Raw genomic sequence first — 20,056 nt, 5'->3', positions numbered from 1 at the left:
TAGATTTGTCTTTAAATCGGCATCGCGTTCAAGAGGTTGGCCAGCGCGACGAGCAGCGCCACGGCTGCCAAAACCACCATGATCAGCGTAGCTTTCTTGGAGCCGTTTTGGTAGGCGCTCCAGGCCCCGCCGACCAACAGGCCAGCGATGATAAACAGGATCCACACGAACAAAGACCCGGCTAACCCGGGGCTACCTGCTGCTTGTGCAAGCACCGCCATTTATAAAGCGCCCTTCGTCGACGGCACACCAGTCACACGTGGATCAAGCTCGGTGGCCTGCCGTAATGCGCGTGCTACAGCCTTGTACTCAGCCTCGGTGATGTGATGTGGGTCTCGGCCATAATGCACATTCACATGCAGGGTGATACGCGAGTTATAAGCCAACGTTTCAAAGAAATGGCGATTGATCACCGTGGCGTAGTGCCCTCCGATGATCTGCCACTCCATGTTCTCAGGCTCACCGTTCATCACAAAATAGGGGCGGCCCGAGATGTCCAGTACTGCGTCGACAAGCGTTTCGTCCATCGGTAACTGCATCGATCCGAAGCGACGGATACCCTTTTTGTCGCCAACCGCTTCCAGCAGCGCCCACCCCAGCGTAATGGCGGTGTCTTCGACGGTGTGGTGCGCATCGATATGTGTATCGCCCGTAGCGTGAACCTTCAGGTCGAAAGAACCGTGGGTGCCAAATGCGGTGAGCATATGGTCGAAAAAGGGCAAACCGGTATCGATATCGCACTGGCCGGAGCCGTCGAGGTTGATCTCGACGGTGATATCAGATTCGCTAGTGGTACGGGTTGCTGTGCCGATGCGATCAGCCATGGTTATAGACCTTTCTTTTTCACAATTTCTGCGGCTTTTAGGAAGATGTCATTTTCAACGTCCAAGCCGATGGTCACCCGCAGATGCCCTGGAACACCGACATCGCGGATTAGTACCTCCTCATCCAGAAACGCCTGCCAGGCAGCTGTGGCATCGTCGAAATCGCCGAAGAAGAGGAAGTTCGATTCGCTGGGCACTACCTTGTAGCCCAGCTCGGTAAGCGCCGCCTGGACGCGTTCGCGCTCGCTTGAAAGCTTATCGACGGTTGCCAGCGTGTCGGCCGAGTGACGCAAGGCCACGGTGGCTGCTGCCTGAGATAGCACCGAGAGATGATAGGGCAGGCGCACCAGCATCACAGCTTCAATAAACGCCGGTGCCGCCACAAAGTAGCCGAGGCGGCCACCAGCAAAATCAAAAGCCTTGCTCATGGTGCGCGAGACAACAAGCTTCGTTGGGAACTTCTCGATCAGGCTCACTGCCGACGGCGACGGCGAGAACTCCGCATACGCTTCGTCGATGACCACAATGCCCGGCGCAGCCTCCACAATTTGGACGATGTCTTCCAGGCTGGTGACATCACCGGTGGGATTGTTCGGGGTGGTCACGAAGATGATATCCGGCCCCCGCTGGTCAATCTCCCGCAACGCGGTTGACATATCAATGCGGAAATCTTCGCCGCGATCTACAGCAATGAACTCCGTTTGAGTTCCGGCAGACAAAATGGGGTGCATCGAGTAGCTAGGAACAAAACCCATTGCGCTGCGTCCAGGTCCGCCGAAGGCCTGGAGAAGCTGCTGCAAAATTTCGTTAGAGCCGTTGGCTGCCCACAGGTTGTCTTTGGTCACAGCCACACCTGTCTGTGTACTCACATAGTCAGCCAGCGCGGTCCGCAGCTCAACGGCGTCGCGCTCTGGGTACCGGTTCAGTGTGGAGGCCAACTTAGATACTTCAGCAACGAGATCATCAATCAGCGCCTGCGACGGCGAGTACGGGTTCTCGTTGGTGTTGAGCTGGACTCGGACCTCAAGCTGTGGGGCCCCATAGGCTGATTTGCCACGCAATTCCTCGCGCAGAGGAAGCTCGCCGAGTTTGGTATCGGATGCCAAAGTATTGGGGTCAAACTGCATTAGATCTCCTCAAAACGGGCGCGGATGGCTTCACCGTGTGCGGGTAGCTGTTCGTCGTCGGCAAGCGCGATGATGTGTCGTCCAATCTCCTTGAGTGCGACGCGATCATACTCAATCAGGTTCACGGGGCGCAGGAAAGTGTGGGTAGACAATCCCGCAGAAAAACGCGCGGTGCCAGAGGTCGGCAAAACGTGATTCGAACCTGCCGCATAGTCACCCAACGGTACTGGGGAATACGGGCCGACGAAGATGGCACCGGCGTGTTGGATCCGCTCAGCCACCTCGCGCGCGTTGCGAGTATGGACCTCTAAGTGCTCCGCGGCATAGGCATCAGCAACCGCGATGGCCGCCTCGAGATCGTCGACAAGCACGATGCCGGACTGCGCGCCCGTCAATGCCTCACGTACTCGCTCAGCATTGAGGGTCACAGTGTAGCGTGCTTCGATTTCGTGGTTGACGGTATCTGCTAGCTCTTCGGAATCGGTAATCAGCACACTTGCTGCAAGCAGGTCGTGCTCCGCTTGGCTGATCAGGTCATAAGCAAGATAGACAGGGTCAGCGGAGTCGTCGGCAAGCACCGCAATCTCAGAGGGACCAGCCTCTGCGTCGATGCCGACCACACCGTTGACAAGGCGCTTCGCGGCAGTGACGAAGATATTGCCGGGGCCTGTGATCATATCCACCGGCTCCAGCTGATGATTGTCATCGCCGTACGCCATCAGCGCTACAGCCTGGGCTCCACCGACGGCCCACACTTCGTCCACACCAAGCAGCTTGCACGCCGCCAAAATAGTAGGGTGAGGCCAACCGCCATGTGCCTCCTGCGGCGGGGTACACACCACCATCGACTGGGCGCCAGCTTCCTGGGCGGGGATCACGTTCATCAGCACACTAGACGGATACACAGCCTCACCGCCGGGCACATAAAGACCGACCCGAGTAATTGGGATGAATTTTTCAGTCACGGTCGCACCGTTGCTTAACTCGGTGGTGTGGCTCGATGGCTTCTGGTCCGCGTGCACCTTGCGGATGCGGGTGATGGCCTCCTGGAGAGCTTCACGGACCTCGTCGGAGATAGTGGTCAGGCCGTCATCGATTAGCGCGCTTGGAACGCGCACCGATTCGGGTGTGATGCCGTCAAAATTCTGGCCGTACTCCAATGCCTTGGCGGCGCCATGCTCCTTTATATCCTCCACGATGGGGGTGACAGTGGGCAGCACCGCGTTGATATCGGTACCGCCGCGAGGCAGAACGCGCCGCAACTCAGATGTAGTTGGGGTGTGTCCGCGCAGATCTGTGACTTTCAGCATGGGGTCTCCTGGATCAAAACTTAGGGCAAAAATACTGCTTAACTTCACCATTGTATTCATGGCTGTCACCTGCACCAACGGCAACCCCATATGAAGCACGCCTACACTGAAGGCCATGGCACGTCACAGGAAACCAGACGAGATTGGTCAGGCACACGCCAGCGCGGTCGACCTGGCCCGTGTCGCTGAGGCTCTGACCGGCTTAGGCTTTGACAATGAGGCCGAGTTTGACCGCATTGTAATCCCCGCCCATCACTACGTAGCCACCGTGTGGATCGACCACTGCGCTCCCCTGGCACTTGTCATCGATGCGCGAGGGCGTGTGCCCCTCGATCTGGATTACGCCAGCCAGCTTGCAGAGGCACTAGACATGTGGAACCAGGAGCGCATCACGCCAACCGCGTCATACCGGCTCACCTCCGCCGGAAACATTGAGATCCGCCTGCGCACAGCCACCTGGATCAAGCATGGACTATCCGACGGCCAACTCGACACCTTTCTCGGATCTTCCCTGAACGCGCTGGGCACCTTCGCCCGAGAGTTTCGGGCCGAGATGGAGCTTGACGACGACCATCTCGCCCTGCCTGCCACCGTGATGTCAGAGCAAGACCACCAAGCGTTACACGGCCCGCACCCCAACGTGCGCCACCTCTCGGATGGAGAAAGTCTAGAGGTCTACACTGTCCCAGATGAACCTTTGATCGCCGAATACGAGCCCATCGACAGATTTGTGGCTGAACACGTCACAGAACCACTTGAGCAGCTGGAGTTTAGCTTCGGGCTCGGCGATGACGGAATTGTCTCCACCGCAGTCAATGGGGTGGGCTTCGCCATGTGCGTGGACGGTGGAGCCTACTTCCGGATTACAGGCGGGTGGATCACCGACTTCGACCCCCAAGAGGATTTTCTTGACCTGTGGCTGGCGTGCAATGAATACAACGAAGTAGCCGTAGGCACAACCGCGTACACCCGGATGGAAGATGAGACGATGCTGCTCCACGTAGAGGCCTCGGTCAATATCAGCGATGGAATGGCGTTGGACCAGCGCAGCCATTTTGTAATTTCCGCGTTGGTGGGCATCTTGGGCGCGATGGACAGGTTGAGTACTCAAACCCGCGGCAAGTCTATTGTGGACTGGCCGCGATAGCCCCAACTGTGGCAACTATTCAGTGCGAGCTAAGCGATCGTCCCGGAAATTTCAGGCCTAAATTCTTCCGGGAAGGAAATCACTGCAAAGATCCAGTACGTCAGGGTTGCCATCAACGGTGCGGCCACCCACCCTATCCTCGGAACAATTGGCGGCACTAAGGTAACCATCTCTTCGGTTCCTGCTTCAGGAATTGGGTGGAGCACATAAGTTACCCAATTGCCCACCACCACAAGGGCGAGGGCGCCAGCAGTGGCCACCAGCCCTACCCAAAGCAAGGTTGCTAACCCCTCAACACGCCCCGCGGAAACGTACGCGACGATAGCCACCCCCACACCGATTACGGCTGAAAGCAACACACACCAAATAAAAGAAGTGAATTCTATGTTGCTCGGTTGGCCGACAGGGTCTGCGGTGAAGACTCCGTTGATAATATTTCCCGTGTACCCTGGGCGCAGGAAAGCCCACACCACACCCAGTACAAAACCTTTGAGCAGACCGACAAAAAGAAGCCCCGCGGCTGATCCAAGTCGCTGACGGCGGGGTGAGTGCTGCTTGCTAGACGGCTTGAGCTGCGGGGTTTGATCTATTGCCATAAGTTCAACAGCCTAGTCGGCCTTGAAAGTTATGGCATGACTAGCAACTAGTTGCACATCTTCCAACGGCCGCCTTCCTTCTGGAAAATCTGGGTCGCGGAATCGGTGCCATTCTGAGTCCGGACAACAACGGTCGCGGAAGCACGGTCACCGTCGACCTTTACGTCACGAACATCTTCGACGCCCATCTGGCTCATGTCAAGACCGACCTCTGCCAAAGACATATCCTGTCCACCAAGATCAAAGACCTGTGCTCCACCATTTTCCTCAATGACACGAGAACACGTGTTATTAGCCAGAGCATTAGTCCAGCCTTGGACAGTGGTCTGGTTGTAAATCTCATCCAGATTCGCCCTGATCTGCGCCGTATCCTCGGCGGATCCTGCATGGCCCGTCTCCAGAGGTTCGAGCTGCACCGTTGGCAGTTGACTACCTTCTAGCGGGTTTCCCACACTCGGTGCTGCCCCACCGGCAGCCCGCGGAGTCCCAGCCCGCGCAGCGCCAGGATTATTTGGGTCTGCGTCCGGATTATTCGGATCCTGCCCATCTGCAGCCTGCTCTCCCTCAGGCTTCTCCCCATCTTTGTCCTTGTCTTTGCCCTTGTCTTTGCCCTTGTCTTTGCCCGCCACCTCAGACGCAGAGGAGGTCGCTGTGGAACTAGACGTTGCATCCGCTGCTGCTTCGTCGGACTTGTTTGAGCCACAAGCAGTAAGAGTCAGTGGAAGGACCACAGCCAAGGCGGCTAGGGTTTTTTTGGAAGTGAAGGAAATCTTCAAGGTGTTTCTCCTGGTTATGAATCACCGGCAACCGCACGGCAGGCTTACGGTTCTCCAGTAGGGGGATGTTAAAGGTAATTTGTCCCGCCTCAACCTATTTACATTCAAGATCAAGTTCGAGGACAACCATTACGGATTCTAGCAAGCGACCTCTGGATGTTTCTGCAAGTATTCCGCATAGGTGACTGTGAGCCTCCCTAGTAATTGCCGACAACACAAGAAACGATAAAAGAAATTACTGAATTTCAAGATCTTTTATCATCACCTCCTATCACTACCCCCTCTGCCCTGCTTGATCGGATCCAGTTACCCCGATAACCTCCTACAATCCAGCATTTGATAGTCCCAATCAGGTTTATCTACGTCGGGCCCGGAGCGCCCAACACAGTTTTTATATCATTCTCCACTACGATAAGTGCACATGACTGACATGACCGCAGAATCTCTGCAAGTGTGGCCAGGCGACGAATATCCTCTCGGTTCCACATACGACGGCGCAGGTACAAACTTCGCCCTTTTCTCCAATGTGGCTGAGAAGGTTGAATTGTGTCTGATCGACGAAGACATGACCGAGACCCGCGTCGAACTCACAGAGGTGGACAACCATGTATGGCACGCCTACCTCCCAGGGGTCACCCCAGGCCAGCGCTACGGCTACCGTGTGCACGGCCCTTGGAACCCTCACGACGGAAAGCGGTGCGACCCGAACAAGCTGCTCGTTGACCCGTACGCCCGCGCGTTCGACGGGGAATTCGACGTGCACCCATCTCTCTTCTCCTACGACATCAATGCGGAACCGCAAGGCACTGGCCGAAATGAGGAAGACTCCCTTGGCCACACAATGCTTTCTGTAGTGGTTAACCCATTTTTCGATTGGGGCGATGACCGGGCCCCGAAGATTCCACCGAATGAGACGGTTATTTATGAGACCCACGTTAAGGGAATGACAGCAACACACCCCGATGTTCCCGAAAGTATGCGTGGCACCTACGCCGGCATGGCGCACCCAGCCGTGATCGAATACCTCAAAGACCTCGGCGTGACCTCGGTCGAGCTGATGCCTGTCCACCAGTTCCTCCAGGATGATCGCTTGCGAGAACTAGGACTGCGCAACTACTGGGGGTACAACACCTTTGGTTTCTTCGCACCGCAGGCGGACTATGCCTCCGGCGACAATCCTGCCGATGCAGTGACGGAATTCAAGGGAATGGTCCGCGCCTACCATGAAGCAGGCATGGAAGTGATCTTGGATGTGGTGTACAACCACACTGCAGAAGGCAATCACTTGGGCCCTACCATCGCATTCCGCGGAATCGACAACGAGGCGTACTACCGGCTTGTCGAGGGCGACAAGTTCCACTACATGGACTACACCGGTACCGGTAATTCGCTCAATGTGCGCGACCCACACTCTCTCCAGTTGATCATGGATTCGCTGCGCTACTGGGTTACTGAGATGCATGTCGACGGCTTCCGCTTCGACCTCGCTTCCACGTTGGCGCGCGAGTTCTCGGACGTAGACCGCCTGGCAACTTTCTTCGACCTGTGCCAACAGGACCCAGTGGTCTCCCAAACCAAGCTGATCGCTGAGCCGTGGGATATCGGTCACGACGGTTACCAAGTGGGTAACTTCCCACCCCTGTGGTACGAGTGGAACGGCAAGTACCGTGACACCATGCGTGATTTCTGGCGCGGTGAGCCCTCGACGCTGGGTGAATTCGCTTCCCGCCTGACTGGCTCATCTGATTTGTATCAGCACAATGGCCGCCGCCCTACCGCGTCGATCAACTTCATCACCGCCCACGATGGCTTCACGCTCAATGACCTGGTCAGCTACAACGAGAAGCACAACATGGCTAACGGCGAGGACAACCGGGACGGCGAATCTCACAATCGTTCCTGGAACCACGGCGAAGAAGGCCCCACCGATGATCCGGTCATCAATGATCTACGCGATCGCCAGCGCCGCAACTTCCTCACAACGCTGCTGTTGTCGCAAGGTACACCGATGATCTCCCATGGCGATGAGATCGCCCGCACTCAAGGCGGGAACAACAACGTGTACTGCCAGGACAACGAGATTGCCTGGATGGACTGGCAGTTGTTGGAGGAGAACAAAGAGCTGCACGACTTCACGCGTCGTCTGCTCACGATTCGTCGCCACCACCCAGTCTTTCGCCGTTACCGCTTCTTCGAAGGTGGCCCTCTGGGTATCGACGACCAGGACCGAGACATTGCGTGGCTCACTCCCGAAGCAACACTGATGACTCAGGGCGACTGGGACTTCGCATTCGGTAAGGCACTGATGGTCTACCTCAACGGCGACAAGATCTCCGAGCCGGATTCCCGCGGTCGCCGAATCAAGGATGACTCGTTCATCATGATGTTTAATGCCCACTACGAACCCATCGAGTTCACCATTCCATCGAAGAACTTCGGCACCGAGTGGCAGCTGCTGATCGACACAACCGAATTAACGGGCTACCCGTTAGAGCAGTCTATTGTGGCAACTGGCGACACCGTCACCGTCGAGGCACGCTCCACCTTGGTCTTGAAGCAGGTGGGCGAACCTGAGTTCGACGACGAGTTGGACGACATGTCGGAGGACGAGTTGGACGACATGTCGGAGGACGAGTTGGACGACATGTCGGAGGAAACCAACCCACAATCTGCGGCACAGGTCGAGAGCAACCAGTAGTCGGCGAAAGTCCGTGTCGGCCACGCGGGTAGGATGAGCACAAACACTCATCCCACCCGTTTCGCGTCTAAAGGAGACAGCTCACGTGATCGCAGCTCACGGCGCCACAGTCACTGTCACTAACACCACCATCCGCTTGACACCGACAGAGCTAGCAGCATCATTAAGCGGCTCATCAGGAGATGTCACTATTGCCGTCGATGAGCTTGACGATGTCACTGTCACCCCTGGCGACGCGTGGGATAACGCGACTGTGACGCTGACTACTGCGACCACAGCCAGCGCACCGATTACGATCAGCTTCGCCCCGGGCTCCCACGCCGCTATCGATCAACTCATCGCGCTTATCGACGCCGCCCGACGCGGCGAAGCACCCAGGGACGCCGTACTCGATGCAGGTGTGCCAGGGCTTGATTTTGTTGCCTTCGATGTGGAAACGGCAAACGGCCGATGGGGCTCGATCTGCCAAATTGGGGCTGCCAAAGTCATCGACGGTGCCATCACCGAAACCGCCTCGTGGTTGTGCACCCCTGCCCCTGGGCTAGAAGAGTTTGATCCCTTCAACGTTGAGATCCACGGCATCACCGCTGAGACAGTAGCCGGCCAGCCAACTTTCCAAGAACGTCTGGCCGAGTTTCGCGCATTTGTGGCTGATCTACCTCTTGTTGCCCACAACGCGCAGTTCGATACCACTGCGCTGCGTGAAGCATGCCAGGCCAGCGATGTAGAAGCGCCCCACGCCATGTTCGCGTGTACCCTGGCTCAGTCACGCGCGTCGTCGTTAAGCGTGCGGGACCACAAACTGCCCACGATTGCCGCACACCTCGGAGTCGACCTGTCTTCGCATCATGATGCTGAGGCCGACGCGGTCGCCTGCGCAGGAATCATGGTGGAGCTCGCACGACGCGCCCACCACACGGGTTCCCTCATGGAGTTCGTGCACTCGGCCGGGTTTACCTTGGGAGTGTTAGAACCAAAGCGGGTAATTCCAACGCTGCGCGACCGCTCGGGCGCGTCCCGCGCCCTGCAGGCGAAACGCGTAAAAAACGATGAGTCACCCGCCCCACATGTCTCCGGAGCAGGCACCGACCAGTCCACGCAGCCGCAGCAGACCACCCGCCGTGGCCCCGCCCCATGGCAATCAGTGGCCACCCCAGACACCATTCCGGAACCGAATGAAGAAGCAGACCCCAGCCACATCCTCTTCGGCGAGAACGTCACCCTCACCGGCGAATTTGAACCTTTTGACAAAGGCACGCTGTGGGCCGGAATTGCACAATGCGGCGCCCAGGTAGGAAAAAACGTGACCAAAAAGACCACAATTTTAGTCACGGGTCAATGGGCCACGATGACATCGAAGGAGAAACGCGCCCGGGAGCTCATCGATCAAGGCCAAGAGTTGCAGATCTGGTCCGCGGACAAACTATTAGAAGCCTTGGGGTTAGACGAACAACCCCCGTTTTAAAAAAAATTTCATAATGTAGGGAACCGAAGCGGGCCCGGATCAGTCTAAAGGTTAACTGTTTCGACCACCGCGAAAGGTTTTCCGCTCATGTCCACCAGGCATGCCCCTACTCAAGCCCCAATGCTTGAGATGGGGATTGTCCCCTCTTCCCAGGTGTCTGACCGGCCGTGGGGTGTGTCGTCGATACGCGACGATCTTGCCTCAATCCCGCTGTCGCGGGACCTTCGAAGCGTGCTGCACGACGAATCGGGCACCCCGCTTACCTACCTAGATTTGGGCCGGATGGGTGTGAGCGTGCACGAGGCTTGGGACCGCGCCGCACGGGATCTACTAGCGCAGAATAGCTGCAGTGAAGGGGTAGAGTTTCTTATCCGCCCCGCGCCTCACCTCCTTGACGGCACACCGGGCTGGGACATCGCGCATGCGCGGAAGTGGATGGCGCACCCGTCAACTTTCACTGTGCTCCACCGGCACTTGCACTCGCTGCTAGCGCCCCGAACTGAACTCAGTTTCATCCTGTGCCCGGACCAGGAGGTAGCGGTATATGACTGCGCGCCCGACAGTGCGCGCCAAGCACTAAAGCGTGCTACAAGCCATGCAGAGGTAATCACATATTCACTGGGGTTTCCCGTGATCCGGTAAGGCAAACCCGCGGCGAATGAAAAAACATTAGTGTAGAGATTAAAGAATCTGGATGAGAAGGAGTTTTCTCGTGCGTCGACCGATCACGTCTACCTACCGTTTGCAGCTGCGCGGCCCGAAGGCCGACCCGGGAGGACGTGCCTTCGGATTCGCCGAGGCCGAAGCACAACTTCCCTACCTGAAAAAGTTGGGAGTCTCCCACCTCTACCTCTCCCCAATCCTCACAGCGGTGCCGGACTCAAACCATAACTACGATGTCACCGACCCGACTGAGGTCAGCCCAGAACTCGGCGGTATCGAGGGGCTACGTAACTTAGCGAAGGCAGCACACGCCGAGGGGATTGGCCTGATTGTTGATATTGTGCCCAACCACCTAGGTGTTGATGAACCCACACTCAATGCATGGTGGTGGGACGTACTCAAAAACGGCCAAGATTCCGATTTCGAGCCCTACTTCGACATCGACTGGCACGAGGACAACGGCGCCGGCGGCAAACTGGGAATGCCGGTTCTGGGAGCCGAGGGCGATGAGGACAAACTTGAAATCCAGTTCCACTCCGACCTCAGTGAGCTCGTGCTGGCCTACTACGACAACTACTTCCCCATCGCGCCTGGAACCTGCGAAGGGCCTGACGACGATCCACTCGAGGTGTATGAGAAGCAGGCCTACCGCCTGATGTACTGGCGCGACGGAGTAATCTCCTATCGACGCTTTTTCTCGGTAAATGGTCTGGCCGGTATCCGCCAAGAAGATCCCCTTGTCTTTGAGCATTCACACCGCGTACTGCGCACCATCATCGCAGAGGAATTGATTGATGGTGTTCGCGTGGACCACCCAGACGGTTTGTCTGATCCTTTCGGTTATCTCAACCGCCTGCGTGATGTGGTGGGCGACGATCGATGGCTGGTTATTGAAAAGATTCTCAGCGTCGATGAGCCACTCGATCCACGTCTTGCTGTCGATGGCACCACAGGCTACGATGCGCTGCGTGAATTCGACGGAGTGTTCATTTCGCGTGAAGCAGAAAATCACATGAGTATGCTTGCACTGCAGCAAACAGGCTCGACCTGGGACGAGAACGCCATCAAGGCGACTGAGCACCACCTGAAGCGCGAGGTTGCGCGCACCGAGTTGGCGGCCGAGGTGCGTCGTTTGGCACGCGCGATTCGACGCGATAATTTTTCCACCGCAGGCGCATTGGTGGCCGAGGAGGACCTTATTTCCACGATCGAAGAGTTGGTTGCGGCGATGCCTGTCTACCGCGCCGACTACGTGTCCTTATCACGCATCACTTCCTCGGTGGTTGCCGATATGTCCCGTCGCTTCCCCTCACGCCGTGACGCCCTTGACCTGATTTCAGCTGCGCTATTGGCAAATGGTGAAGCAAAGGTACGTTTTGCCCAGGTGTGTGGCGCTGTGATGGCCAAAGGTGTCGAAGACACCACGTTTTACCGTGCTTCTCGCTTGGTGGCGCTCCAAGAGGTCGGTGGCGCACCCGGGCGCTTCGGGGTATCCGCTGCCGAGTTCCACCTGTTACAGCAGGAGCGCCGCACTCTGTGGCCACTGGCAATGACGACACTGTCTACCCATGACACCAAACGCAGCGAAGACGTGCGCGCCCGCATCATCGAGCTGACCGAGTATCACAGCGAGTTTGCGGAACTAGTTACCCAGGTTAACGCCGTAGTTCCTGCGCCCGACCCCGCCACCGCGCACTTCTTGATCCAGAATGTGCTGGGTGTGTGGCCTGAAAGCGGCGAGATCACTGATGCTTTGCGCGCCCGTCTGAGAGACTATTCGTTGAAGGCCGTGCGCGAGGCTAGCCTCCACACCACGTGGGTAGACCAGGATCAGGCCTACGAAAAGGCAATTTTGACGTGGGTTGAAGCACTCCTAGATGGCCCGGCTGCTACAACTATTACTGATTTCATGCGCGATATCCATCGCGGTGCAGTGCAGATCTCGCTCGGACGCAAAATGCTGCAAATGGTAGGTCCCGGCATTCCGGATACTTACCAGGGGCAGGAGTTTTTCGACTATTCTCTGGTTGATCCTGACAACCGTCGTTTCGTCGACTACACCGCGCGCAGCCAATCCTTAGCTGTGTTGGAGAACCCAGACCGTGACGATCTGGCCGCACTTGCCAAGCAAGCGCGCGCTGAACAGCGTGATGTCGGCGAAAACCCGACGCCCTACCCACATCTTGCGCGCTGGTCTGATCGAGCCAAGCAGGCTGTGGTTCACCAGAGCATGGTTCTGCGCCGCCAGTTCCCCGACGTGTTCCTACGTGGAGAGCACCAGGCTGTGTTTGGTGTGGGCCCGGCTGAGTCTCATTTGGTGGGCACGGCACGAGGCGATGGAAATACCTCCGGTGCCGCCGGCCTCTCAGTGATAGCTTTGGCTGTACGCCGCCCACTGCTGCTGGAGCAAAGCGGTGGCTGGCGCGGTACTACGGTAACCCTGCCCGAAGGTCAGTGGCGAGATCGCCTTACTGGCCGCACTTACTCCGGTACCGTTCCCGTCTCCGAGGTTCTTGAGCTACTGCCAACCGCCCTGTTGGTGTCGTCGCGGCTGGACGAGCTTATTTCCGGTAACTAATGAGTAAGAGCCAACAAGCGCCCACGATCGCCGCACTGGGCGCTACCTATCATGAATGGATTGCGGCGCACCCCACAACAGCTGCTGACTTCGCGCGCGCTCTCGACGATATCTTGAGCGACGCCGGAGTGAACTTTGACAACATCACATCTCGGGTGAAAACATGGAACTCGCTGCAGAGAAAGGCATCGAAACGCCACCCGGACGGGAGCTTGATGTACCCAGACCCGTGGCGCGATATCCACGACCTGATCGGGGCGCGCATCACAGTGTTGCACTCGACTGAAATTCCGGTGGTACTGGACATCATCGCCCACTCCTTCGCAGTGTTGCGCAGCGTCGACAAAGCACAAGAAACGAAGATTTCCGGCGGATTTGGCTATGGTTCCCATCACCTGATTCTGGAAGTCACCGCTGCCTCGGAAGGTTTAGAACAGTACCGTGGAATGGAATTCGAGGTGCAGGTCCGCACTGTTTTGCAACACGCGTGGGCGGAGTTTGAACATGACGTTCGCTACAAACGGGGCGCGAACTCGACCGCCCCTCAGGTAGATCGTGCGTTCACTCTGGCAGCTGGCCTCATTGAATTGGCAGATCAGCAGTTTGACCAGATTGCGGCGCTTCAGGCCCCAAGTAATGTGCGCCTGCCAGATGAAGAACTTGATCTCACTACAGATACTTTGCCGGGAATTTTGACCATGATGCTAGGCACTCGCTTTCCTCGTTCCCGCACCGAAGCCTACCGATGGTTGCAGGATTTGCTGTTTGCTAATGGGCTCACCACAATTCGCGACTTGGCGGATTTGGTTAACGAGGCAGATATTGAGGTGGTTCGAACAGCGATGAACTACCGCTTTCAACCAGGCCAGGTACGCATCATCGATGACTTGTTGCTCAACCGTTACGGCACCGAACACATCCGCCGCACAGGCAACCTAGGCCGTCAGGCAAAGCAGCGTCCACAACGATTGAAGCGCAGGTTAGAGCAATTGCGCTTAACGACGAACCCTTGAGGGCTGGTGGCCACATCTTAGCTGCGGTAGCCACGTAATTTGTCTAGTTGACGTCGCTCCCGTTTTGTTGGACGCCCTGCTCCCCGATCTCGGCGCGGCATCGAAGCGATGATCTCTTTTGGCGGTGGTGGCGGGGAGTGGTCAATATAACACGTGCGCGCAATGGGTGCCCCGACTCTTTTGCGCACCGTTGCGGTGACCTCAAAATCAAAATTTCGGTGGTCTTTCCACACCTGTACCCGGTCCCCCGGTACTACTTGTGCCGCTGGTTTAACGGCGCCACCGTTGAGCTTGACATGCCCCGCGCGCACAGCCTGTGCAGCGTCGCTGCGTGTTTTAAAGATGCGGACAGCCCAAGTCCACACGTCGATGCGCACTGGTGATCCATCAGGAGTGGTCACGGACACCCACCCGCTTTAGTAATGATCTTTATGGTTCACAATTTTCTGAACCTTGTTGTAGTTGAACACGCCGCCGACGACGGCGATGACAAATCCTAAGATGAGCAGGTTCCAGGAATTAAAAATAAGACCAAGGGCGATCCCACCAACTACGCCTCCGCCTGCGAATAGGACTGCGTTGCGGGAGAATTTACGGACGGCGTCCTTACGAGCCTGAATCGGGTTCGGGTTTCGTCGCTGCATAGACATGGTTGTTATTCTACAACGTCAAGTTCTACCCAGCTGTGACCGGCTTCCTCCGCCTCAGCAGCCCCTTGAGTGGCTGCTGCGAGTAGAGCGTCAAGCTGGTCCCGCCCGCCGGGGTCGTGGGCCAAAGTGTAGGTGGCAGCCTGCCCGTAGTCCACGCCGATCACGTCCACACTGTGGTTGCGCAATTCTGCTTCGATGCGGCCGGCGTCAGCATGCGGGAAGTCCACTGTGACGAGTTCCTTCATCGTGCGTCGGACGCGTCGTACGTGTGGAAGTGCGTTGACAACGGAGTCTGAGTAGGCTCCGACGAGGCCTCCGGCGCCTAACTTGATGCCACCGAAGTAGCGGATGACCACGGCGGCAGCATCGAGCATGCCCGATCCTTTTAGCGCATCCAACATCGGTTTGCCGGCTGTGCCGGAGGGCTCCCCATCGTCACTGGAACGCTCGATCGGATTGGCACCGTCGATATGCACCACGTAGGCCGAGCAGTGGTGTCGCGCATCAGGATAAGTTTCGCGCGCTAAAGCTATCAGGTCGCGGGCTTCGTCCTCGCTTTGTGCACGCGCGATCCAGGTGATGAAGCGGGAGCGCTTGATCTCAAATTCGTGGGTGAAGATTTCACCATCAGCGGGGAGCTCATAACTAGTAACCATGATGCAAGGTATTTTAGTCTAACCTGTGAGTATGACTTCTTTTCAACCGTATTCCGTGTGGGCCCCCTTCGCCCACGATGTCCGTTTGAAGCTCAATGGTTCGACGGTGGAGATGCACCGCGTGACCGATCCTTGCACCAACCGGTCCAGCTGGTGGACGTGCGATATTGTGGCTCGCCCGGGCGACAGGTACGGATTTGAAGTTCACGACGGTGAGCACTGGTCAATCACTCTTCCTGATCCGCGCACGAAGTCGCAGCCGGACGGGGTTCACGGGCTGTCCGAGGTGCTTGACCCCGGGTTTGAGTGGACCGACCAGGATTGGACCGGTCGCGTGCTGCCCGGCCAAGTGATCTATGAACTACACGTAGGCACCTTCACCCCAGAAGGCACTTTTGCCGGTGTCGTCGATCAGCTCGATTACCTGAAGGCCCTGGGCGTAACCACAATCGAACTGATGCCTGTGCAGCCTTTTGGCGGCGAGCGCAACTGGGGCTATGACGGCGTGGAGTGGTTCGCCGTTCAAGAATCCTACGGTGGAGCACGTGGCCTGAAGGAGCTTGTCAACGCTGCCCACAATAAGGGCATCGGCGTGATTTTGGATGTGGTGTACAACCACTTCGGCCCAGACGGTAACTACAACGGTTTCTTCGGCCCCTACACCGCTGGTGGTTCCACCGGCTGGGGTGAAGTTGTTAATATCTCCACCCCCGGTTCAGACGAGGTGCGCCGCTATATCTTAGATACGGTGCTGCAGTGGCTGGACGAATTCCATATTGATGGCCTGCGCCTTGACGCTGTGCACTCGCTGGATGATCGTGGCGCGTATTCGATCCTGGAGCAGATCCAGGACATCGCCGACCAGGTAGAAGCCCGCACCGGGATCCCTCGGCCCATCATTGCAGAGAGTGATTTGAATGATCCGCGTGTGATTACTCCGAAGGCCAGTGGTGGGTACGGTTTGGCCGGCCAGTGGGTGGATGATATTCACCACGCGCTGCACACCGTTGTTTCTGGTGAGCAGCACGCCTACTACGAGGATTTCGGTTCGATCGAGCTCTTAGCAGACACGTTGCGCCACGGGTTCCGGTTCCGTAATTCGTGGTCCGGTTTCCGCGGGCGCACGCACGGCCGTGCGATTGACTTATCCACGACATCCCCTGCTCGCCTGGTCACCTACACCACCACGCATGACCAGACGGGTAACCGTGCAAAAGGTGACCGCCCATCGCAGAACCTCACGCCAGCACAGCAGGTTCTTAAGGCGGCAGTGATCTACTTCTCGCCGTTTACCCCGATGCTGTTTATGGGTGAGGAGTTTGGTGCGCAAACTCCGTTCCCCTTCTTCTGTTCGCACACTGACGACGAGCTCAACCGTCTCACCCGTGAGGGCCGCTTCCGCGAATTCGCCCGTTCTGGCTGGGATGCTTCCGATGTTCCAGACCCAGCGGCGGAGGAAACCTTTGAATCAGCGAAATTGGACTGGGACTTCACCAGCGAACAGGAAAAGATCCACGCGGCCTACACCCGCTTGCTTGAGTTGCGCCGCGAGCTGGGTTTGAGCCGTTCTGATCTGCGCGAGCTGCAAGTAGATCACGGCAACACGTGGCTGACCATGGGGTATGACGATGTTGTGCTGGCTGTCAACCTGGGCGAGGAGCCCGCAGTGGTCCCTGTTGGTGGCCAGCTGATTTACAGCTTCACACAGCCAGATGTGCGTGACGACGAGACCCACCTGGGTGGGTGGGAGTTCGCAATAATTCGTCGTTAAGCGTTAATTGCCCACAATGTACTCGTAGGCCGGTGTGCCCGGCATGAGGCGCTCGCAGTCCATGCCGGACTCCTCCATGCGCTTCAGCAGTGGGCCCAGATCACGCGCTGCAGCAAGCTCGATACCGACGAGGGCGGCCCCTGTTTCGCGGTTATTTTTCTTCAAATACTCGAACAAAGCGATGTCGTCGTCTGGGCCAAGAACATCGGTGAGGAAACGGCGCAGCTGACCAGGTTCCTGCGGGAAGTTCACCAAGAAGTAGTGCTTCAGGCCGCGGTGGACCAGGGAGCGCTCCATAATCTCGGCGTAACGTAGCACGTCATTGTTGCCTCCGGAGATGATGCAGGCCACGACGGAACCCGGGGCGAGCGAGGTTTCCTCCAGCCCGGCTACGGAAAGAGCACCGGCGGGTTCCGCGATGATGCCCTCGTTTTGGTACAGGTCTAGTATCTCGGTGGATACCGCGCCCTCATCAGCGGAGAGCAGGTGGATGCGGCCCTGGTTTGCCTCCACGATCTGGTAGTTCAGATCGCCGGTGCGCTTGACGGAGGCACCATCGACGAAGTTGTCCACGTCCTTCAGCGTGACCGGGCCTTTGTTAGCGATCGCGGCCTGCAACGATGGGGCACCAGCAGGCTCAACACCCACGATGGCGGTACGGGGAGACATATCGGCAAGGTAACTGGTGACACCCGACAGCAAACCGGCGCCACCCACCGGCACCACAATCGAGTCCAGAGACTTGCCCAAAGCAGTCAGCTGTGTGATGATCTCGGCAGCCACAGTGCCTTGGCCGATGACCGTATCGCGCGAATCGAACGGCTCGATCATGGTTGCGCCCCGCTCGTTCGCGTCACGACGAGCAGCTTCGGCTGCCTCATCAAAGTTGGCGCCCGTGACCACCAGCTCGACCTTGTCACCACCATGAACGTGAATGCGGTCACGTTTCTGCTTCGGGGTGGTACTCGGCACAAAGATGCGACCTTCAATCCTCATCGTCCGGCAAGCGTACGCCACACCCTGGGCATGGTTGCCTGCCGACGCGGCCACCACCCCCGCGCTGCGTTGCTGCGCTTGTAACTGGGACATCGCATAGTAGGCGCCACGAATCTTGTAGGAACGCACATCCTGCAAGTCCTCGCGCTTGAGGTAGACCTCCACACCATGTTTGTCTGACAAGCGGGGGCAGTACTGCAGCGGGGTCGGGGCAATCACTGACGAGATACTCGCCTGCGCCACCTGAATGTCTGACGCATGTACCGGATCGAAGCTCATGGTTGTTTAGTGTAGACCCCTAAAGTACGCGCCCGACCACCCACCACAGGTTCATGTGGACTTTACCTCCCGCGCACGCAGATCCCATTTGACCCATCTGACTGTGATGAAGACGGCGACAGCGGTGCAATTAAGATGGGCACCTGGCAGGTCAAGGGCATCCGCCAACCAGACTCCATCGGCGCGTACGAAGTTGCAGGCCAGACCTACGTGGTGACCGCCAACGAGGCCGACGCACGCTTGAAGGATTTAAACGCACCTACGCATTCATCGGATTCGAGCGCTTCGGTGGCGTCATTGTGTACGACATCACTGACGCAGCACAGGCGAAGTACGTGGCCTATGTCAACAACCTACCGAAGGCCGGAGATTTGGGTCCAGAGGGCTTGGCGTTCATCCCCGCGACTGATTCGCCCACTGGTGTAAACCTGCTAGTAGTTGGAAACGAGGTATCAGGGACCGCCACTATTTTCCAGGTAGATGATCGTGTGGAAACTACCCCACCTGCAGGCTCAGCCTCCGGTGATACTATTAGCTCCGGCGGCGTTGGTGCGATGAACCCTGCTGTGACCGCAGAGCGGTTGGACCAGCTCCGTCCTTTTCTTTCACAGCGTCCGCTGTAAAAACGTTGACAATGCTGCTAGATTCTTTTGAAGGAAATGGGAAAAAGTTCAGAGGAGAATAAAAACATGAAGCGCCGTCTTTCGGTCGCAATCGCAACAGCAGTTGCAGCAACATCCATCGCCGTAGCACCAGCAATGGCAGATACACCCAACAATGGTACGAACCCAGAGGGCCAGACCAACTCTACGCAAACGGACAATGGCTCTTCCAGCTCGTCTGAAAACGCAGAAGGCTACGTTGTGGCTGGTGTCTCCGGTGTTCTGGGCGCCGTCGTTGCAATCGCATTGGTTTTGGCATCGGACCCCCGTGGCATCGAGAAAGCTGCGAACATGCTCGGCGTCCAGATCAACCTAAATTTCTAAACTCACAATATTTCACGAGGAGTTCCCACAGTGAACCGACGCATTACCGTTGCGCTGGCCACCGCTGCCGCCGTTGTTCTCGCAGGAGTGTCACCAGTACACGCTGAAACCCCTGCAGATCCAGGCAAAGCGGATAGCACCGTCACCTCCGCTGGCGAACAAGCTCAAACCACCGACCAGGAAAAGGGCACGGCACCTGAGCAGGACAAGCCTGAGCAGCCTTCTGATGAGGACACCACCAAAGACGGCTCCTCTGGATCTTCCTCCAGCAAGGACCCCGACAAGACTTCATCAGAAAACCTATCCAGCACACTGCTGGAATGGAACAAGCTATCGCCTGAAGCGGAAGAAACGTTTAAGTGGATCAATGTGATCATGGGTATTCTCACCGCGATCACCCAGGCACTTGTCATCATCGTGCCGATTATCAAAGCGTTGAGCTAAGCTCACACATAAAAATCCGGCGCCGTTGCCCCCAACTACACAGTAGTTGACAGCGGCGCCGGTTTTTCGTCGATAAG

General features: G+C 57.3%; 21 protein-coding genes. 11 read left to right on the top strand and 10 right to left on the bottom strand.

The features are described from left to right. Nucleotides 1-11: 11 nt before the first annotated feature. From CKV99_RS03780 to hisD, 4 genes are read right to left on the bottom strand one after another with little or no spacing between them, the layout of a single operon-like run. Nucleotides 12-221, bottom strand: a complete 210-nt coding sequence (locus CKV99_RS03780; RefSeq protein ID WP_092254630.1) for a hypothetical protein — start codon at nt 219-221, stop codon at nt 12-14. Beyond that, nucleotides 222-830 carry an imidazoleglycerol-phosphate dehydratase HisB gene (gene hisB / locus CKV99_RS03775; protein WP_092254627.1) on the bottom strand — a complete coding sequence of 203 codons (609 nt, stop codon included), beginning with the start codon at nt 828-830 and terminating at the stop codon, nt 222-224. It abuts the gene before it with no gap. Next, a complete protein-coding gene (locus CKV99_RS03770) occupies nt 827-1,951 on the bottom strand; it encodes a histidinol-phosphate transaminase (protein WP_092254624.1) in 1,125 nt (374 codons plus the stop codon). The genes hisB and CKV99_RS03770 overlap by 4 nt, the downstream gene beginning before the upstream one ends. After that, the gene (gene hisD, locus CKV99_RS03765; RefSeq protein ID WP_092255630.1) at nt 1,951-3,261 is read right to left on the bottom strand and encodes a histidinol dehydrogenase; all 1,311 of its coding nucleotides are present in this window, start codon (nt 3,259-3,261) and stop codon (nt 1,951-1,953) included. The genes CKV99_RS03770 and hisD overlap by 1 nt, the downstream gene beginning before the upstream one ends. A 115-nt stretch (nt 3,262-3,376) precedes the next feature. Between hisD and CKV99_RS03760 the strand changes: the two genes are divergently transcribed. Next, complete coding sequence (locus CKV99_RS03760; protein ID WP_092254622.1) at nt 3,377-4,408, top strand: YbjN domain-containing protein; 1,032 nt, start codon at nt 3,377-3,379, stop codon at nt 4,406-4,408. Nucleotides 4,409-4,437: 29 nt separating this feature from the next. Here the strand turns inward: CKV99_RS03760 and CKV99_RS03755 are convergent, their stop codons facing one another. Further along, a complete protein-coding gene (locus tag CKV99_RS03755) occupies nt 4,438-5,004 on the bottom strand; it encodes a hypothetical protein (protein ID WP_092254619.1) in 567 nt (188 codons plus the stop codon). 47 nt (nt 5,005-5,051) lie between these two features. Continuing rightward, complete coding sequence (locus CKV99_RS03750) at nt 5,052-5,741, bottom strand: hypothetical protein (RefSeq protein ID WP_231910160.1); 690 nt, start codon at nt 5,739-5,741, stop codon at nt 5,052-5,054. 460 nt (nt 5,742-6,201) lie between these two features. Between CKV99_RS03750 and glgX the strand changes: the two genes are divergently transcribed. The 5 genes from glgX to CKV99_RS03725 all read left to right on the top strand — a co-directional run bounded on the left by glgX (nt 6,202) and on the right by CKV99_RS03725 (nt 14,197). Beyond that, on the top strand, nt 6,202-8,478 hold the full coding sequence (gene glgX, locus CKV99_RS03745; protein ID WP_092254613.1) for a glycogen debranching protein GlgX: 2,277 nt from the start codon (nt 6,202-6,204) through the stop codon (nt 8,476-8,478). An 85-nt stretch (nt 8,479-8,563) separates the two neighbouring features. Further along, complete coding sequence (locus CKV99_RS03740) at nt 8,564-9,943, top strand: exonuclease domain-containing protein (RefSeq protein WP_092254610.1); 1,380 nt, start codon at nt 8,564-8,566, stop codon at nt 9,941-9,943. Nucleotides 9,944-10,030: 87 nt separating this feature from the next. Beyond that, on the top strand, nt 10,031-10,585 hold the full coding sequence (locus CKV99_RS03735; protein ID WP_092254607.1) for a hypothetical protein: 555 nt from the start codon (nt 10,031-10,033) through the stop codon (nt 10,583-10,585). A gap of 70 nt (nt 10,586-10,655) precedes the next feature. Continuing rightward, nucleotides 10,656-13,184, top strand: a complete 2,529-nt coding sequence (gene treY, locus CKV99_RS03730) for a malto-oligosyltrehalose synthase (RefSeq protein WP_092254604.1) — start codon at nt 10,656-10,658, stop codon at nt 13,182-13,184. Further along, complete coding sequence (locus CKV99_RS03725) at nt 13,184-14,197, top strand: GTP pyrophosphokinase (protein WP_092254601.1); 1,014 nt, start codon at nt 13,184-13,186, stop codon at nt 14,195-14,197. The genes treY and CKV99_RS03725 overlap by 1 nt, the downstream gene beginning before the upstream one ends. Nucleotides 14,198-14,214: 17 nt before the next feature. Here the strand turns inward: CKV99_RS03725 and CKV99_RS03720 are convergent, their stop codons facing one another. Genes CKV99_RS03720 through CKV99_RS03710 form a run of 3 tightly spaced genes read right to left on the bottom strand, consistent with a single transcriptional unit; the run spans nt 14,215 to nt 15,503 of the window. Beyond that, nucleotides 14,215-14,598, bottom strand: coding sequence for an RNA-binding S4 domain-containing protein (locus CKV99_RS03720; RefSeq protein ID WP_092255627.1), 384 nt, complete (start codon nt 14,596-14,598; stop codon nt 14,215-14,217). Between the two features lie 15 nt (nt 14,599-14,613). Further along, nucleotides 14,614-14,847, bottom strand: coding sequence for a hypothetical protein (locus tag CKV99_RS03715; RefSeq protein WP_092254598.1), 234 nt, complete (start codon nt 14,845-14,847; stop codon nt 14,614-14,616). Nucleotides 14,848-14,852: 5 nt separating this feature from the next. After that, a complete protein-coding gene (locus CKV99_RS03710) occupies nt 14,853-15,503 on the bottom strand; it encodes an IMPACT family protein (protein WP_092254595.1) in 651 nt (216 codons plus the stop codon). A 31-nt stretch (nt 15,504-15,534) separates the two neighbouring features. Between CKV99_RS03710 and treZ the strand changes: the two genes are divergently transcribed. Next, nucleotides 15,535-17,274: a malto-oligosyltrehalose trehalohydrolase gene (gene treZ / locus CKV99_RS03705; RefSeq protein ID WP_092254593.1), complete on the top strand. Its 1,740-nt coding sequence runs from the start codon at nt 15,535-15,537 to the stop codon at nt 17,272-17,274. A gap of 3 nt (nt 17,275-17,277) precedes the next feature. Here the strand turns inward: treZ and ilvA are convergent, their stop codons facing one another. Continuing rightward, nucleotides 17,278-18,549: a threonine ammonia-lyase IlvA gene (gene ilvA, locus CKV99_RS03700; RefSeq protein WP_092254590.1), complete on the bottom strand. Its 1,272-nt coding sequence runs from the start codon at nt 18,547-18,549 to the stop codon at nt 17,278-17,280. 135 nt (nt 18,550-18,684) lie between these two features. Between ilvA and CKV99_RS15090 the strand changes: the two genes are divergently transcribed. From CKV99_RS15090 to CKV99_RS03685, 4 genes are all read left to right on the top strand, one after another. Then, nucleotides 18,685-18,975 carry a choice-of-anchor I domain-containing protein gene (locus CKV99_RS15090; protein WP_408607551.1) on the top strand — a complete coding sequence of 97 codons (291 nt, stop codon included), beginning with the start codon at nt 18,685-18,687 and terminating at the stop codon, nt 18,973-18,975. Further along, nucleotides 18,858-19,172 carry a hypothetical protein gene (locus tag CKV99_RS14705; RefSeq protein WP_408607558.1) on the top strand — a complete coding sequence of 105 codons (315 nt, stop codon included), beginning with the start codon at nt 18,858-18,860 and terminating at the stop codon, nt 19,170-19,172. Before CKV99_RS15090 ends, CKV99_RS14705 begins: the two co-directional genes overlap by 118 nt. Nucleotides 19,173-19,238: 66 nt before the next feature. After that, nucleotides 19,239-19,535, top strand: a complete 297-nt coding sequence (locus CKV99_RS03690; protein ID WP_095114671.1) for a hypothetical protein — start codon at nt 19,239-19,241, stop codon at nt 19,533-19,535. A 30-nt stretch (nt 19,536-19,565) separates the two neighbouring features. Further along, the gene (locus CKV99_RS03685; RefSeq protein ID WP_092254584.1) at nt 19,566-19,979 is read left to right on the top strand and encodes a hypothetical protein; all 414 of its coding nucleotides are present in this window, start codon (nt 19,566-19,568) and stop codon (nt 19,977-19,979) included. Nucleotides 19,980-20,056 lie beyond the last annotated feature (77 nt).

It is taken from the genome of Corynebacterium cystitidis (assembly GCF_900187295.1).
Taxonomy (GTDB): domain Bacteria; phylum Actinomycetota; class Actinomycetes; order Mycobacteriales; family Mycobacteriaceae; genus Corynebacterium; species Corynebacterium cystitidis.
Note: the sequence above shows the minus strand (reverse complement) of the source record. Positions and strands in the feature narration are given on the sequence as shown.

Coding starts and splice junctions, on each gene's coding strand:
- CKV99_RS03780 (WP_092254630.1), bottom strand. CDS start 221: ATGGCGGTGCTTGCACAAGCAGCAGGTAGCCCCGGGTTAGCCGGGTCT.
- CKV99_RS03770 (WP_092254624.1), bottom strand. CDS start 1,951: ATGCAGTTTGACCCCAATACTTTGGCATCCGATACCAAACTCGGCGAG.
- hisD (WP_092255630.1), bottom strand. CDS start 3,261: ATGCTGAAAGTCACAGATCTGCGCGGACACACCCCAACTACATCTGAG.
- CKV99_RS03760 (WP_092254622.1), top strand. CDS start 3,377: ATGGCACGTCACAGGAAACCAGACGAGATTGGTCAGGCACACGCCAGC.
- CKV99_RS03755 (WP_092254619.1), bottom strand. CDS start 5,004: ATGGCAATAGATCAAACCCCGCAGCTCAAGCCGTCTAGCAAGCAGCAC.
- glgX (WP_092254613.1), top strand. CDS start 6,202: ATGACTGACATGACCGCAGAATCTCTGCAAGTGTGGCCAGGCGACGAA.
- CKV99_RS03735 (WP_092254607.1), top strand. CDS start 10,031: ATGTCCACCAGGCATGCCCCTACTCAAGCCCCAATGCTTGAGATGGGG.
- CKV99_RS03725 (WP_092254601.1), top strand. CDS start 13,184: ATGAGTAAGAGCCAACAAGCGCCCACGATCGCCGCACTGGGCGCTACC.
- CKV99_RS03715 (WP_092254598.1), bottom strand. CDS start 14,847: ATGTCTATGCAGCGACGAAACCCGAACCCGATTCAGGCTCGTAAGGAC.
- CKV99_RS03710 (WP_092254595.1), bottom strand. CDS start 15,503: ATGGTTACTAGTTATGAGCTCCCCGCTGATGGTGAAATCTTCACCCAC.
- treZ (WP_092254593.1), top strand. CDS start 15,535: ATGACTTCTTTTCAACCGTATTCCGTGTGGGCCCCCTTCGCCCACGAT.
- ilvA (WP_092254590.1), bottom strand. CDS start 18,549: ATGAGCTTCGATCCGGTACATGCGTCAGACATTCAGGTGGCGCAGGCG.
- CKV99_RS15090 (WP_408607551.1), top strand. CDS start 18,685: ATGGGCACCTGGCAGGTCAAGGGCATCCGCCAACCAGACTCCATCGGC.
- CKV99_RS03690 (WP_095114671.1), top strand. CDS start 19,239: ATGAAGCGCCGTCTTTCGGTCGCAATCGCAACAGCAGTTGCAGCAACA.